The sequence below is a fragment of the Cellulosimicrobium sp. ES-005 genome (assembly GCF_040448685.1).
GTDB lineage: Bacteria > Actinomycetota > Actinomycetes > Actinomycetales > Cellulomonadaceae > Cellulosimicrobium > Cellulosimicrobium cellulans_G.
The window spans coordinates 636,031-651,438 of the sequence record NZ_CP159290.1 but is presented as its reverse complement, the minus strand read 5'-3'; the positions used below and the strand labels follow the sequence as shown (position 1 = coordinate 651,438).

Here is a 15,408-nt window from a genome sequence, read left to right as displayed (position 1 = left end):
AGGGTGACCACGCCCGAGCACACCGCACCCGGTACCACCACCCTCGCGTCGTCCCTGGACGACCTGCGTCGCGCGTACGCCGACCTGCAGGCCCTGGGGCTGAAGCTGGACCTCACGCGCGGCAAGCCCTCGGCCGAGCAGCTCGACCTCTCCGAGGCCCTGCTCGCGCTCCCGGGCGAGGGCGTCCACACCGACGCCGACGGCACCGACGTCCGGAACTACGGCGGCCTCGACGGCCTCCGGCAGCTCCGGGAGATCTTCGCCGAGCTGCTCGGCGTGCCCGTGGAGCAGCTCCTCGCGGGTGGCAACGCGAGCCTCACGCTCATGTACGACACGCTCGCCTACGCGACGCTCTTCGGCCTCCCCGGCTCCGAGCGCCCGTGGGGCCGTGAGGAGAAGGTCCGCTGGATCTGCCCCGTGCCCGGCTACGACCGGCACTTCTCCGTGTGCGAGGCCCTCGGCATCGAGATGATCACCGTGCCCATGACCGCGGACGGGCCCGACGCCGCGGCCGTCGCCGCGCTCGTCGCCGACGACCCCACGATCAAGGGCATGTGGGTCGTGCCGACGTACGCCAACCCCGACGGCTCGGTCGTCACGGAGGAGGTCGCGCGGGCGCTCGTGTCCGTGCCCGCCGCCGCCCCCGACTTCCGCATCCTCTGGGACAACGCGTACGCCCTGCACCACCTCACCGACGACGAGGTCCGCAGCGCCGACGCGCTCTCGCTCGCCGCCGAGGCCGGCCACCCGGACCGCGTGATCCTCTACGCCTCGACGTCGAAGATCACGTTCGCCGGCGCGGGCGTCGCGTTCCTCGCGTCGTCCCCCGCGAACGTCGCCTGGTACAAGAAGCACCTGTCCGCCCAGTCCATCGGCCCGGACAAGGTCAACCAGCTCCGGCACGCGCTGTTCTTCGGCGACGCCGACGGCGTGCGCGCCCACATGCGCAAGCACCGCGACATCATCGCGCCCAAGTTCGAGGCGGTCACGGGCATCCTCGCCGAGCGCCTCGGCGGAACGGGCGTCGCGTCGTGGACCGAGCCGAAGGGCGGCTACTTCGTCAGCCTCGAGGTCGTCCCCGGCACCGCGTCGCGCGTCGTCGAGCTCGCCAAGGCCGCCGGCATCGCCCTCACGCCCGCCGGCGCGCCGTTCCCGTACGGCAAGGACCCCGAGGACAAGGTCCTGCGCCTCGCCCCGACCCTCCCCCCGATCGAGGAGGTCCGCGTCGCGATGGACGGCGTCGCGACGTGCGTCCTCCTCGCCGCCGCAGAGGCCGCAGCGCAGTAGAAGGTTCCGACCCCGCGAGATAGAGCCTCCGGTCGCGAGGTAGAGCCCCACGGGTTCTACCTCGCGACCGGAGGCTCTACTTCGCGCGGCCACACTCCGCTCGGCGCAGGATGGAAGACGCGCGACCGATGAGTTCTGCCGGCCCCGACGGTCGGTGGGTGGGTGGCCCGGGGAGCCGGGCGGCTCGTCGGTTCCGGCGAACGACCACCCGCGGAGGGGACATGACCGACACTGCACGTGGCGACCTCGCCGTCGAGGCGCGCGGCCTCGTCAAGCACTTCACGACCGGGAAGTCCGTGACCAAGGCGGTCGACGGCATCGACCTGCTCATCCCCGAGGGCACCGTGTTCGGCGTGCTCGGGCCGAACGGCGCGGGCAAGACGACCGCGGTCCGCATGCTCGCGACGCTCCTGCGCCCCGACGCGGGCACGGCGCGCGTGCTGGGCCACGACGTGGTGCACGACGCCGACAAGGTGCGCTCCGTCGTCGGGCTCACGGGGCAGTACGCGTCGGTGGACGAGGACCTCACGGGGACGGAGAACCTCGTGATGCTCGCACGGCTCTACGGGTTCCTCGGGGGCACGGCACGCGGGCGCTCGGCCGAGCTCCTGGAGGCGTTCGGCCTGGGCGACGCGGGCGACCGCCAGGTGAAGACGTACTCGGGCGGCATGCGGCGACGCATCGACCTCGCGGCGAGTCTCGTGATGAGCCCGCGCGTCATCTTCCTCGACGAGCCGACGACGGGCCTCGACCCGCGCAGCCGCAACCAGGTGTGGGACATCGTCCGCGTGCTGGTGGCGGACGGCGCGACGGTCCTGCTGACGACGCAGTACCTGGAGGAGGCGGACCAGCTCGCCGACCGGATCGCCGTGATCGACCACGGCAAGGTCATCGCAGAGGGCACCGCGACGGAGCTCAAGCGCTCGGTGGGCGAGGGCGCGGTCCACGTGCGGCTCGCGGACGCGACCCAGCGGGGTCGCGCGGCGGAGGTCGTGGGCGCACTGCTCGGCACGGAGATCACGCTCGCGAACGACCCGTACGCGTTCACGGCGCGCGTTCCCGACGACGGCGCCGCGGACGTCGCGCGCATCCTGCCCGCGCTCGGGGACGAGGGCATCGTGGTCCCCGAGTTCACGCTCGGCCAGCCGAGCCTCGACGAGGTGTTCCTCGCCCTGACGGGCCAGCCCCTGGACGACGACGAGACGACCGAGGAGGTGGCCTGATGGCCGCGGACCCCACCATCACCGCCGCGGAGCTGCGCGCGCCGGAGGCGAACGCGCTACGGGCCGCGGTCGCGCTCGAACGGCGACCCTCGCGCCCGTCCGCGGTGTCGGCGACCTTCACCTACACGTGGCGTGCGCTGCTCAAGATCAAGCACGTGCCAGAACAGCTCTTCGACGTCACGGTCTCGCCGATCATCTTCACGCTCATGTTCACGTACCTCTTCGGCGGCGCGCTCGCCGGGGACGTGCAGAGCTACCTCCAGTTCCTCCTGCCGGGCATCCTCGTGCAGGCGGTGCTCTTCACGACGATCTACACCGGCTACACGATGAACACGGACATCAGCAAGGGCGTGTTCGACCGGTTCCGGTCGCTGCCCGTGTGGCGGCCCGCGCCGATCGTCGGTGCGCTGCTCGGCGACACGGTGCGCTACACGATCGCGTCGGCCGTGACCCTCGCGCTCGGCCTCGTCCTGGGTTTCCGCCCGCCGGGCGGGGTGGTCGGCGTGGTCCTCGGGGTCGTGCTGCTGCTCGTCTTCGCGTTCGCGCTGAGCTGGGTGTTCACGGCCCTCGGGCTCGTGCTGCGCTCCCCCAACGCCGTCATGGGCACGTCGATGCTCGTGCTCATGCCGTTGACGTTCGCGTCCAACATCTTCGTCGACCCGTCGACGATGCCGGTCGTGCTGCAGCGCTTCGTCGACGTCAACCCGGTGACCCACCTCGTGACCGCGGTCCGCGGCCTCATGGCGGGAGAGCCCGCGGCGGAGGGGATCGTGTGGGTCCTCGTCGCGTCGGTCGTCCTGACCGCGTTCCTCGCCCCGATCACGATGCGCCTCTACCGCAACCGCAGCTGACCGGCCGCTGGGCACCCGCCGCGGGGCCGGACCCGCGATGCGCACCGCCTCACGCGTCCGGCCCTCCTGGTGGTTCTCGGGCGCTCAGCCGTCCTCGGCCGCCGGCGCGTCGTCGTCGCACTTCTTGGTCACGACCATGACCGGGCACGCCGAGTGGTGCAGGACGGCCTGGCTCGTGGAGCCGAGCAGCAGCCCGCGGAAGCCGCCGCGCCCGCGGGAACCGACCACGACCAGGTCGGAGGCCGTCGAGAACTCCGTGAGGAGCTCGGCGCCCGTGCCGTCGAGGACGATCCGCTTGATCGTGAGCCCGGGGTGCTCCGCCTCGTGGCGGTCGATGATGACGTTGAGGCCTTCGGTGATGTCCGCGAGCACCTGCTCGTGGTCGATCGACGCGGGCAGCCACGCCAGGAGGCCGGCGCCGGCACCGACCGGGACACCGGCGACCGCGACGAGCTCCGCGTCCCAGGCCTGGGCCTGACGGATCGCGTGGCGCAGGGCGATCTCCGCCGACGGCGACCCGTCGACGCCGACGACGATGCGTCGCAGGGGCTTCACGGTGAGGGGCTCCTGCGGCGCACCCTCCTCGCTCTTCGCCTCGGAGCGGTAGGGCACCACGACGGTCGGGCAGTGGGCGTGCGCGGGCAGCGCCGAGGAGACGGTGCCGAGCAGCCGCTCGGTGAAGCCGCCCCGCCCCCTCGTGCCGACGACGACGAGCGAGTGCTCGCGCGACATCTCGACGAGCACGCCCGCGGCGTCGCCCGTCGTCACCGTCGCGGTCGTGCGGACCCCGGCCGCCTCGGACCGAGCACGCGCCTCCTCGAGGACCGCCCGGGCGCCCTCCTGGATGGCCGAGTCGTCGAGCGCCGCGTAGCCGCCGTCCAGCGACGCAGCGGTGAACGACGGCAACGAGTAGGTACAGACGATGTGGAGCGGCCAGCCCACCCGCAGCGCGTACGCGGCGGCCCAGTCCAGGGCGTGCAGGCTCGGTGCCGAGCCGTCGACGCCGACGAGGACGGATTCCGTGCGGGTCATGAGCGACTCTCCTCTCGACGGCCCGGTGCCATCGGACGACCAACCTAGCCGAGACCAGCGCGCCCGTCCGTCTGCCACGAGTCACGAACACGTCAAGAATGCCACGAACCCCGCCTCCTCGCGACGATGCGCGAGGTGACGGGGTTCGTCAGGCCAGTGACCGCCAGGGCCCTGGGGCGTGGACGATCAGGCCACGCGGATGAACGTGGGGTTCGACTGCCAGATCTGACGGAACTGGACGGTCTTCCCGGGACGCGGGGCGTCGATCATCATGTTGTCGCCCGCGTAGATCGCGATGTGGCCCGGCGTCCAGATGAGGTCGCCCGGCTGCGCCTGGTCGCGCGACACCTTGGTGCCGACGGAGCCCTGGGCGCTCGACGTGCGCGGCAGGCTGATGCCGACCTGCGCGTAGACGTAGCTGGTGAAGCCCGAGCAGTCGAAGCCGTCGGGGGTGGTGCCGCCGTAGACGTAGGGGACGCCCACGTAGCGTGCGGCGATCGAGACGATGGTCGAGCCGTAGGCCGAGGCGGGAACCTCGACGGCCGCCTCCTGCTGGGCAGGAGCCTCGGACTGGGACTGACGCTCCTGCGTCCGGCTCGTCTGCGTGGTGCGGACGGGCTCGGGCTCGGGCTCCGGCTCGGGGGCCGGGGTCACGGTGACGGGGGCCGCCGCCTGCTCGATCGTGAACGCCGCGTCGGCCGCGACGGTCACCGCGGGAGCGGCCTCGAGCGCCTGGCGCGCCTGCGCGGTGAGAGCGCTGAGGTCGACGGCGTTGAGCTTGCCGGACTCGTTGTCGACGGGGGCCGCGGTCGCGGGGGCGGCGGCACCGATCATCGAGACGATGAGGCCCGAGGACGCGGCGACGACGGCGGTGCGGCGACCGACGGTCGACATCTGGTCCGATGCGGCCTGGGCGATGGAGCTGAGTGGCGTCACGGGACGCCGCGCCGCGCGGTGGCGGGCGCGAGTCGTGCTCACGGTCACTTTGTGCCTCTCCAAGACGCCTGCGAGGTCAGCTGTCGGGTTCGGGTGGAAGAGTCACCCGGCCGTCAGGACCGAGGTCCGTCGGGCTTCACCCCAAGGGCGCTGTCTCCAGCACCCGGAAGTGGGTCCCCCGTCCCTGTCATCGGGTCGTCGTTGGCCTCTTGCGGTGACAGGGTTAGGCGTTCCGCGCGAGGACTCCGTCGAATGGGTATTCCGATGGAGCAGCACCGACCGTACAGGACGCCCCGGCAAAAGTCACGTTCCCATTACGAATCGATGCGGACGATCATATCGTCCCAGGTCAGCGCCCATTTGCCGGTGAACGGACGGCTAGCCCCGGGCGACGAAGAGGTGACGCGCGACGTCGTCGGGCAGGTCCAGCACGACCGCCGCACCCTCCCCCTGGACGGTCGCGCCGCCGTCGCCCGTCGACCGCACGACGAGGGTGCGACGGGGCAGCACCTCGGCCTCCGCGAGCCGCGCGAGCAGCTCGACGTCGACCTGGATCGGCTCGGCGATCCGCTGCAGCACGACGCGCGTCTCCGCGCCGTCACGGCCGTGCTCCGCGAGGAACACCGGGAGCGAGACGACGCCGTCGAGGAAGTCGACCTCCTCGAACTGCTCCCCCAGCTCCGGCAGGCCCGGGATCGGGTTCCCGTACGGGTCGAAGTGGGGGTGGTCGAGCAGCCCGATGAGGCGCTCCTCGACGAGCTCGCTCATCACGTGCTCCCACCGGCACGCCTCGGTGTGCACGTACTCCCAGTCGAGCTTGATCACGTCGGTGAGCAGGCGCTCGGCGAGCCGGTGCTTGCGCATGACGCGCGTCGCCTTGTCGTGGCCGACGGACGTGAGCTCCAGGTGGCGGTCGCCCGTGACGACGACGAGGCCGTCGCGCTCCATGCGCGCGACCGTCTGCGACACCGTGGGTCCCGAGTGGCCGAGGCGCTCCGCGATGCGCGCGCGCAGCGGGACGATGCCCTCTTCCACGAGCTCGTAGATCGTCTTCAGATACATCTCGGTGGTATCGATCAGATCGGTCACGTCACGCTCCCAGTCGCTCGTCGGCTCGGGGCGCCCGGTCGTCGTCGCCGCGGGGCGCCTGCCCGCACCGGCGGGCCGCTGTGGGACAGTCTATGGCGAGCCCGTGACCCGGCCTGGGGACGGGGCGGGAGAACCCGTGGCGCCGGTCCCGGCCCACGGCTCCGGCGCCCCCTCCGCGACCCGGCGACCGCCGTCGTCGCCCGTCCGCGGACACCGCTCCCGACCCGGGCGCCACGCGCGTAGGGTGACGGCGTGCCCGATCCCGCGAACGCCACCATCACGATCCCCTCGGACCTGCTGCCGGCCGACGGCCGGTTCGGCTCCGGGCCCAGCAAGGTCCGCGCCGCCCAGGTCCGCGCCCTGTCCGACGCCGGTGCGTCCCTGCTCGGGACGTCCCACCGTCAGGCGCCGGTCCGCTCGGTCGTGCGCCGGACGCGCGACGGGCTCGCCGAGCTCTTCGCGCTGCCCGAGGGGTACGAGGTCGTGCTTGGGAACGGCGGCTCCACGACGTTCTGGGACGTGGCCACGGCGAGCCTCGTGCGCACCAAGGCGCAGCACGCCGCGTTCGGCGAGTTCGGCGCCAAGTTCGCCGCCGCGACGACGTCGGCGCCGTTCCTCGAGCCGTCGCAGGTGATCTCGGCCCCCGCCGGGTCCGTCGCGCTGCCCGAGCCGGCCGACGACGTCGACGTGCACGCGTGGCCGCACAACGAGACCTCGACGGGCGCCATGGCTCCGGTCCGACGCGTGGAGGGGTCGCGCGAGCGCGGCGCGCTCACGCTCGTCGACGCCACCTCGGGCGCGGGGGCGCTCCCCGTGGACGTCGCCGAGACCGACGTCTACTACTTCGCGCCGCAGAAGGTCTTCGGGTCCGACGGCGGTCTGTGGCTCGCGCTGTGCTCGCCCGACGCGCTCGCGCGCGCGGAGGAGGTCGAGTCGAGCGGCACGCGCTGGGTGCCGGAGTCCCTCTCGCTGCGCACGGCGGCGGCCAACTCCCGGCTGGACCAGACGCTGAACACTCCCGCGATCGCCACGCTCGTCATGCTCGCGGAGCAGGTCGAGTGGATCCTCGGCAACGGCGGGCTGCCGTGGGCCGCGGCCCGGTCGGCCGAGTCGGCAGCCCACCTCTACGGCTGGGCCGAGGCGCGCGAGTGGGCGACGCCGTTCGTCGCCGACCCGGCGCAGCGCTCCACCGTCGTCGGCACGATCGACCTCGACGACGCGGTCGACGCGACCGCCGTCGTGGCCGCGCTCCGCGCGAACGGGATCCTCGACGTCTTCCCCTACCGCAAGCTCGGGCGCAACCAGCTCCGCGTGGCGATGTTCCCGGCGATCGAGCCCGACGACGTCCGCGCCCTCACGGCGTGCGTCGACCACGTCGTCGCGCACCTCGCCTGACGACCACGACCCTCCCCCGCGTCGAACACGACCTTGGTGTCGCTATGGAGGCCATTGCGACACCAAGGTCGTGTTCGGCGGAGGGACCGGGGGGTCAGGCGGCGCGGGCCGCTTCCTCCGCGTCCTCGATCCCGAGGCGACGGCTCGTCTCGGCGCGGGCCGAGCGGTCCGCCGGGGTGCCCGCGTCGAGGTAGCGGACCACGAGGTGCGGGCGCTGGAGGACGCGGTAGCGGACCTCGAGGTGCCAGTTGCGCACGGCCCAGACGGCGGCGCCCACGGCGACGAGGCCGGCGGTGATCGAGCCGACGCCGATGGCCCAGCGCGGGCCCCAGGCCTCGGCGATCCAGCCGACGAGCGGCGACCCGACCGGCGTCGCGCCGAGGAACACGATCATGTAGAGCGACATGACGCGCCCGCGCATGACGGGGTCGACGGACATCTGGATCGTGGAGTTGGCCGCGGTCATCATCGTCAGCGACGCGAGGCCGACGGGGATGCAGGCGATCGCGTAGCTCGGGTAGGTCGGCATGAGCGCCATGACGCCCGTCGCGACGGCGAACCCGAACGCGGACCCGATGACGAGCCGGACGCGCGGGCGCTCGCGCCGCGCGGCGAGCAGAGCACCGGTCAGCGACCCGATGGCGAGGATCGACCCGAGGATCCCGTACTCCCCCGGGCCCTTGCCGAACTCGACCTTGGCCATCATCGCGGACGTGAGCTGGAAGTTGAGCCCGAACGTCGACACGACGCCGACGACGACCATGATGACGATGATGTCGGTGCGCTTGCGGACGTACCTGATGCCCTCGCGGATCTGCCCCTTCTCGCGCGGGGCGCTGGGCAGGACGTGGAGCTCGCGCGTGCGCATGTACACGAGCGCGAGGATCGTCGCCCCGAACGTCACGCCGTTGAGGATGAAGAGCCAGCCCGAGCCGACGGCCGCGATGAGCAGACCCGCGACGCCCGGTCCTACGAGGCGCGCGGCGTTGAACGACGCGCTGTTGAGCCCGACGGCGTTGGACAGCTTGTCCGCCGGGACCATCTCGGCGACGAAGGTCTGGCGCACCGGGTTGTCGAACGCGGTGACGACGCCGAGCAGCCCCGCGAACACGTAGACGTGCCAGAGCTCGACGCGCCCGGACAGGACGAGGGCACCGAGACCGAGCGCGAGCAGGCCCATCGCACCCTGCGTGGCCATGAGGAGCCGACGGCGCGGGAGCCGGTCGGCGAGCAGGCCCGCCCACGCGGACAGGGCGAGCACGGGCGCGAACTGCAGCGCTGTCACGACGCCGACGGCGATGCCGGAGTTGTCGGTGAGGTCGGTGAGGACGAGCCAGTCCTGCGCGACGCGCTGCATCCAGGTGCCGACGTTCGCGACGAGCGCGGCGCCGAACCAGACGCGGTAGTTGTAGTACTTCAGGGAGGAGAACGTCGCGCTCATCGGGCGGCGATCCGGGTCAACAGCTCACTGGCGCGGGCCAAGGTCTCTCTTTCGTCGGGGGTGAGGGAGGACAGCTGCTGCGTGAGCCACGCGTCCCGGCGGCGGCGGGTCTCCTTGACCTCGCGCACGCCGGCGTCCGTGAGCCGCACGACGACCTGACGCCGGTCACTCGGGTGCTCGGTCTTCTCCACGAGCCCCATCTCGACGAGGGCGTTGACGGCCCGGGTCATCGACGGCGGCCTGACGCGCTCGTGCTCGGCGAGCTCGCTCGGCGACATGGCGCCGTGCTTGTGCAGGACCGTGAGCACGCCGAACCGCCCCTCGGGGAGGTCGGCCTCGCCGCGCTGGGCACGCAGGCGGCGCGAGATGCGGGTGAGCGCGACGCGGAGCTCGCCGCCGAGCGTCGCGGGCCGGCACTGGCTCCGGGAGGGGGCAGTGGGGTCCGCAGCAGGCATGATAGTTACCTTAACTCATTACCTTGAGTAAAGAAAGGGGCGCACGTCACCCCCGCGGGGCAGAACGGTGAGCGGTGCGGCCCCGGGTCAGGGCACGTAGGCGACGACGGTGCGGCCGTCACCGCGCGCGACCACCGGCCCCGTCCCGTGCGGGACGAAGACCGACTCGCCGCGCGCCAGGCGCACCTCGACGGAGCGCGCACCCGAGCCTCCGGCGAGCGTCACCGCACCGTCCAGGCACAGCACGACGCGCGGACCGGCGTCGGGCAGGGCCACCGGGCCCGTGACCCGGCCCGCCCGGAGCGCGAACTCCGCCACGGGCGGGCGGTAGGTGACGAGGCCGGAACCGTCCTCGACCAGCCGCGGCCGTGCGGCGGGTCCGGGCGTGCACGTGGCGCACTCGAGCAGCGCGTCGACGTCGACGAGCTTGGTCGTGAGCCCGGCACGCAGGACGTTGTCCGAGCTCGCCATGATCTCGACCGCGCACCCGGACAGGTAGGCGTGCACGTGCCCCGAGGGCACGAACATCGACTCCCCGGGGGCGAGCGTGACCCGGTTGAGCATGAGGGAGACGACGGCGCCCGGGTCGCCCGGGTGCTGGTCCGCCAGCGAGAGCACCGTGGCGTCGGCACGCTGCGACGTCCGACGAGGAACCCCGGACGCCGGAGCGGCACCGGTACCGGACGCTGCCTCGGCCCGGGCCCGCACCGACGCGACGGTCCGCGCGAGGTCCGCCGCGACGTCGGGCTCGGAACGCGCGTGCAGGGCGAGCGTGAACGCCGCGCGGACGCCCGCCTCCGTGGGGCTGGCGAGGAGCGCCGCCCGCATGCGCCCGACGAGGTCTCCGTCGAGGCCGTCGAGGAGCTCGAGGATGCGCGTCGGACGGCGGAAGCCCGACAGCCCCTCGAAGCGCGTCACCGCCACGACCATCTCGGGCTTGTGCTGGTCGTCGTGGAAGCTGCGCAGCGGCGAGTCGCGCGCCACGCCCTCCCGGTTCTCGCGGTTGAACCCGGCGCGCGCGAGGTGCGGCCGCGGGTGGACCTGCAGCGAGAGCGCGCGCTCGGCGGCGAGCACCTTGAGCAGGAACGGCAGGCGGGGCCCGTGCTGGTCGAGCACGCGCTGGCCCAGGGCCCCCACCGGGTCCGCGCGCACCAGGTCCGCGAGCGTCGTGCCCGATGCCGCCGGCACGCCCGGTCGCGCCTCGGCCGGGCGCCGTTCGCCGTCGGGCACGACGCGCGACGGCGCGAGCGGGTGCGCGCCCATCCACAGCTCGGCCGCCGGACGACCGTCCGGTGCCACCCCCAGGAGGTCCTGGATCGCCGACGTCGAGCCCCAGTCATACGGCTGGACGGTGTTCTCCAGCCGGTAGAACGCGGGCGGACGAGCGGCGGGGAGGGCGTCGACCGACGCCTTCCCCGACCGCTCGTCCGCCGCGCTCGTCATGGGCCGAGCCTAGAGGCCCAGCGCCTCCCGGATCGGGCCGAGGAGGAAGTACACGAGGAACATCGCCGACGCGACCCACATGAGCGGGTGGATCGCGCGGACCTTGCCGAGCGCGAGCTTGATGACGACGAACGCGAGGAAGCCCGCGCCGATGCCGTCCGCGATCGAGTAGGTGAACGGCATGACGATGATCGTGAGGAACGCCGGGATCGCGATCTCGACGTTCTTCCACGAGATGCCGGCGATCTGGGTCATCATGAGGAACCCGACGAAGACCAGCGCCGGTGCGGCGGCCTCGTAGGGCACGAGCGCGACGAGCGGCGACAGGAACGTCGCGAGCAGGAACGCGACGCCCGTGACGACCGAGGCGAGACCGGTGCGCGCACCCTCGCCCGCGCCGGTCGTGGACTCGACGAAGCTCGTGTTCGACGACACCGAGCCCGCGCCGCCCGCGGCCGCGGCGAGCGAGTCGACGACGAGGATCGCGCGCGAGCGCGGCGGGACGCCGTCGGCGTCGTTGAGGCGCGCCTCGGCGCCGACGGCGACCATGGTGCCCATCGTGTCGAAGAAGTCCGCGAGCAGGAGCGAGAACACCAGCAGGATCACGGTGACGGTCGCGATGTTCTGGAACGAGCCCAGGAGCGAGAACTGGCCGAGGAGGCCGAAGTCCGGGACCTGCACGACGCCGTCGAACGTGGGCGCGTTGAGGTTGAAGCCGTTCGGGTTGGAGCCGTCGGGCGCCTTGGCGCCGATGTGCAGCGTGTTCTCCAGCACGACGGCGAGCGCGGTCGCGGTGAGGATCGCGACGAGCAGCGCGCCCTTGACCTTGCGGACCCACAGCACGATCGTCAGCACGAGGCCCACGACGAACACGAGGATCGGCCACGTGCCGAGGTTGCCGAGCGCGAGGAGCGTGCCGCTGCCCGCGGTGACGAAGCCCGCGTTGACGAGGCCGATGAGCGCGATGAAGAGGCCGATGCCCACGCTGATGGCCGTCTTCAGCTCGACCGGGACCGCGCGGAAGACCGCCTCGCGGAACCCGGTGAGCACGAGGAGCAGGATGATGAGGCCCTCGATGACGACGAGGCCCATCGCGTCCGCCCAGGTCACCCCCGGCAGCGAGGCGATGGAGTACGCCACGACCGCGTTGAGGCCCAGCCCGGCCGCGAGGCCGAGGGGGAAGTTCGCGAAGACGCCCATGGCGATCGTCATGACGCCCGCGACGAGCGCGGTCGCCGCGGCGATCTTGCCGAAGTCGGGCGCGTCGCCGCCGCCGAGGAACTGGCCCGTGCCGTCCTGGACCGTCCCGATGATCAGCGGGTTCAGCACGATGATGTAGGCCATCGCGAAGAACGTGACGAGACCACCACGGATCTCGGTGCCGACCGTCGAGCCGCGCTCGGTGATCTTGAAGAAGCGGTCGATCGCGCCGGACGCGGGGGCAGGCGCGTGCTCGTCCTCGTGGACGGGGGTGGGTGTGGACATGGTGAGAATGCTGCCAGAACCCTGTGACCGCGCGGTAACACGCGGGACACGGTCCGGCATCGTCCCCGGTGGGCGTCCGCCCACGTCAGGCGGCCCCGACGGCGGCCAGCGTCGCCCCGGGTGTGCTCGACGCCACGTCCGCGCCGTCGTGGCCGGTCCTGCCGCGACCGCCGAGCGCCGTGGGGCGCGGCGTGCCGGCCCCGTGCCCGAGCCGCTCCGCGGTCGCGAGGTCGGTGACGGTCCGGGGAGCGCCGGTCGCGAGCTGCACGGCGTGGAGCGCGTCGAGGATCGCGGCCGCCCGCTCGCCGGCCGGGCCGGCAGGGACCCCGTGGACGAGCCGGGCCGGGTGGAGGACGTCGACGACCGCGTGCCCGGTCCGGTGCTCGTCGGGGACCCACGCGACGGTCGCGCGGACGCCGTCGGCGACGAGGCCCGCCGCGAGCCACTCCGCCGTCCCGGCGGGGACGCGGGCGCGCCCGACGACCAGGTCCCCGGGGCCGAGGTGCGGGGCGAGGTCGTCGAGCGCGTCGCGGAGCGTCACCACGCGCGAGACGCCGTCCGGGTCGGGGTCGGGTCCCGCGCCGACGCACAGGACGTGCACCCGCGCACCGGCGACCGCCGTGCGGTCCGTCGTCGGGCGCAGCCGCCCGCTCACGAGGCCGAGCGCGAGGAGCCGGTGCAGCCGCGGCTCAGCCGCGTGGCCCAGGCCCGTGCGGAGCGCGTCGAGGGCAGCGGGGTCCGTGTCGTGGAGCACGACCTCGTGGCCGGCGGCCGCGAGGGAGGCCGCGTGCAGGACGCCGCGGCGACCGCATCCCGAGACCGAGACCCGCACGACGCACCTCCCCGCGCCCGACCCTGCATCCCGGCGGGCCTCAGTAGGCCCCGGAGCCGGAGAACACCGCGCGCGCCGTGCGCGCGAGGATGAGGAAGTCGCCGAACATCGTCCAGTTCTCGACGTAGTAGACGTCGAGCCGGACGCTCTCCTCCCACGACAGGTCCGACCGGCCCCCGACCTGCCACAGCCCCGTGAGACCCGGCTTGACCAGGAGGCGACGACGCACCTTCTTCTCGTACTGCTGCACCTCGCGCGGCAGCGGCGGCCGCGGCCCGACGAGGCTCATGTCGCCGCGCAGCACGTTGAAGAGCTGCGGGAGCTCGTCGAGCGAGTAGCGGCGCAGCACGCGGCCGACGGGCGTGACGCGCGGGTCGTCGCGCATCTTGAACAGCGGGCCGGCCCCGTCGTTCTGCTCCTCGAGGTGCTGGACCTCGCGGTCGGCCCCGGCGCGCATCGACCGGAACTTGAACATGGGGAACGTCCGTCCGTTGCGGCCGACGCGCTCCTGACGGAAGAGCACCGGGCCGCGGCTGGTGAGGCGGACGGCGAGCGCGACGATCACGAGCACCGGGAGCGCGGCGAGCGTGATGAGCGCCGCTCCCGTCCAGTCGATGACGGACTTCACGGCGAACTTGGGGCCGGTGAAGCGCGGCGCGTCCACGTGCAGGAGCGAGACGCTCTCCGCCGGCGTGATGGTGATGCGGGGGCCGGCGACGTCCGCGAGCTCGGCCGTGAGCATGAGGTCGACGCCGTACGGCTCGAGCTCCCAGCCGAGCCGGCGGACGACCTCGGCCGTGATGGCGTCCGAGCCCGAGACGGCGACGACGTCCGCGCCGACCCGCGTGGCGACCTCGCCCGCGTGCCGCAGCTCCCCGAGGACGGGGACGCCGCGGATCTCCTCGCCCGCCCCGAACCCGCCCGACGGGACGCACACGCCCACGACGCGGTACCCCGACTCGTCGCGGCCGTTGAGGTCGCGGATGAGCCGCTCGGCCTGGTCGCGGTGACCGATCGCGAGCACAGCCGACCGCATGCGACCGTGGGCCCGCTGACCGTGCAGCCACTGCCGCCACGCGTACCGGCCGAGGAGCAGGCCGCCGAGGCCGATCGGGAACGCGAACGCGAGGTACCCCCGCGCCTCCGGGAAGCGGAGCAGGAACGCGAGGACCGCGAGGACGGCGAAGAGGCGCCACGACGCGTCGAAGATCCGGTGGTACTCGGTGGGGCCGCTCCCCATCACCCGCGGGTCGCGCGTCCGGCTCGCGACGAGCGAGACGGACCAGGCGACCCCGACCAGCAGGCTGAGCACGACGTACGGAACGCGTGCCTCACGGACGGGCTCGTCGATGAACTGGTCCCAGCGCAGGAAGTAGGCGACGAGGACGGCGACGACGATCACGGCGGTGTCGGTGAGCAGGAGCCGGCGCCGGTAGGCGACCTCCCAGCCCTGGGCCGCGAACGCGGCGCGCGCGGCGCGGATCCGCGCCGCGGGAGTCGTGGCGAGAAGGGTGCGCAGGCTCCGCCTGGCGTCCTCGGTGACGCTGTGGGACATGCGTCCACCTCCGGTCGGTTCCACACCCTGCATGGCGACTCATCCTAGGGTTCAGAAACTGCGGGAACGAGGGTTGCCAGGGGGTTTCACCCGGGTGAGAAGACGTTCCGCACCGTCACGGTCGGAGTCGTCCTGAGGGGCAGGATCCTGCGGATCTCGTGCCGCGCTAGCCGCTCGGAGAAATAGATTGGACGGGTGTCCAGGTTCCACGTTCTGCCGAAGGTCCGGATACATCGGACGAAGGTCCCGAAGCGATGTGCGGCCCGGCGCCGACCAGATCCACCTGGACGAGTGACCATGTGTGGAGGCCGTAGCGCGGCGCCTGCATCCTAGCGTGCCGTTGCGAGCGGTCCCGACGTGTGTTCACACCAGAAGGAGATGTGG

The 15,408-nt window shown here is 72.8% G+C and carries 13 protein-coding genes and 1 riboswitch; of the genes, 4 read left to right on the top strand and 9 right to left on the bottom strand.

All coding sequences use genetic code 11. From position 1 onward, the window contains the following. Window positions 1-3: 3 nt before the first annotated feature. The 3 genes from ABRQ22_RS02860 (at window position 4) to ABRQ22_RS02850 (ending at window position 3,361) form a co-directional block, all read left to right on the top strand. Window positions 4-1,287 (top strand): aminotransferase class I/II-fold pyridoxal phosphate-dependent enzyme, encoded by a 1,284-nt coding sequence (locus ABRQ22_RS02860; RefSeq protein ID WP_353708502.1) that lies wholly within the window; start codon window positions 4-6, stop codon window positions 1,285-1,287. A 221-nt stretch (window positions 1,288-1,508) separates the two neighbouring features. Then, the gene (locus ABRQ22_RS02855; protein ID WP_353708501.1) at window positions 1,509-2,510 is read left to right on the top strand and encodes an ATP-binding cassette domain-containing protein; all 1,002 of its coding nucleotides are present in this window, start codon (window positions 1,509-1,511) and stop codon (window positions 2,508-2,510) included. Beyond that, window positions 2,510-3,361: an ABC transporter permease gene (locus ABRQ22_RS02850; RefSeq protein ID WP_353708500.1), complete on the top strand. Its 852-nt coding sequence runs from the start codon at window positions 2,510-2,512 to the stop codon at window positions 3,359-3,361. Before ABRQ22_RS02855 ends, ABRQ22_RS02850 begins: the two co-directional genes overlap by 1 nt. Before the next feature lie 84 nt (window positions 3,362-3,445). Here the strand turns inward: ABRQ22_RS02850 and ABRQ22_RS02845 are convergent, their stop codons facing one another. The 3 genes from ABRQ22_RS02845 to ABRQ22_RS02835 form a co-directional block, all read right to left on the bottom strand. Beyond that, a complete protein-coding gene (locus ABRQ22_RS02845; protein ID WP_353708499.1) occupies window positions 3,446-4,393 on the bottom strand; it encodes a universal stress protein in 948 nt (315 codons plus the stop codon). 186 nt (window positions 4,394-4,579) lie between these two features. Then, on the bottom strand, window positions 4,580-5,377 hold the full coding sequence (locus ABRQ22_RS02840) for a C40 family peptidase (protein ID WP_353708498.1): 798 nt from the start codon (window positions 5,375-5,377) through the stop codon (window positions 4,580-4,582). 2 nt (window positions 5,378-5,379) lie between these two features. After that, window positions 5,380-5,540: riboswitch (cyclic di-AMP (ydaO/yuaA leader) on the bottom strand. A 167-nt stretch (window positions 5,541-5,707) separates the two neighbouring features. Continuing rightward, complete coding sequence (locus ABRQ22_RS02835; RefSeq protein WP_253052721.1) at window positions 5,708-6,418, bottom strand: metal-dependent transcriptional regulator; 711 nt, start codon at window positions 6,416-6,418, stop codon at window positions 5,708-5,710. A gap of 252 nt (window positions 6,419-6,670) precedes the next feature. Here ABRQ22_RS02835 and serC point away from each other — a divergent pair, with 252 nt between their 5' ends. After that, window positions 6,671-7,813: a phosphoserine transaminase gene (serC, locus tag ABRQ22_RS02830; RefSeq protein WP_353708497.1), complete on the top strand. Its 1,143-nt coding sequence runs from the start codon at window positions 6,671-6,673 to the stop codon at window positions 7,811-7,813. 94 nt (window positions 7,814-7,907) lie between these two features. Here the strand turns inward: serC and ABRQ22_RS02825 are convergent, their stop codons facing one another. From ABRQ22_RS02825 to ABRQ22_RS02800, 6 genes are all read right to left on the bottom strand, one after another. Further along, window positions 7,908-9,254: an MFS transporter gene (locus tag ABRQ22_RS02825; protein ID WP_253052717.1), complete on the bottom strand. Its 1,347-nt coding sequence runs from the start codon at window positions 9,252-9,254 to the stop codon at window positions 7,908-7,910. Beyond that, window positions 9,251-9,709 carry a MarR family transcriptional regulator gene (locus tag ABRQ22_RS02820; protein WP_253052715.1) on the bottom strand — a complete coding sequence of 153 codons (459 nt, stop codon included), beginning with the start codon at window positions 9,707-9,709 and terminating at the stop codon, window positions 9,251-9,253. Before ABRQ22_RS02820 ends, ABRQ22_RS02825 begins: the two co-directional genes overlap by 4 nt. An 87-nt stretch (window positions 9,710-9,796) precedes the next feature. After that, window positions 9,797-11,152 carry a mannose-6-phosphate isomerase, class I gene (gene manA, locus ABRQ22_RS02815; RefSeq protein WP_353708496.1) on the bottom strand — a complete coding sequence of 452 codons (1,356 nt, stop codon included), beginning with the start codon at window positions 11,150-11,152 and terminating at the stop codon, window positions 9,797-9,799. A 9-nt stretch (window positions 11,153-11,161) separates the two neighbouring features. Then, the gene (locus ABRQ22_RS02810; protein WP_253052708.1) at window positions 11,162-12,637 is read right to left on the bottom strand and encodes an NCS2 family permease; all 1,476 of its coding nucleotides are present in this window, start codon (window positions 12,635-12,637) and stop codon (window positions 11,162-11,164) included. 85 nt (window positions 12,638-12,722) lie between these two features. After that, window positions 12,723-13,469 (bottom strand): hypothetical protein, encoded by a 747-nt coding sequence (locus ABRQ22_RS02805; RefSeq protein ID WP_353708495.1) that lies wholly within the window; start codon window positions 13,467-13,469, stop codon window positions 12,723-12,725. A 40-nt stretch (window positions 13,470-13,509) separates the two neighbouring features. Next, window positions 13,510-15,024 carry a sugar transferase gene (locus ABRQ22_RS02800; protein WP_253052704.1) on the bottom strand — a complete coding sequence of 505 codons (1,515 nt, stop codon included), beginning with the start codon at window positions 15,022-15,024 and terminating at the stop codon, window positions 13,510-13,512. Window positions 15,025-15,408 lie beyond the last annotated feature (384 nt).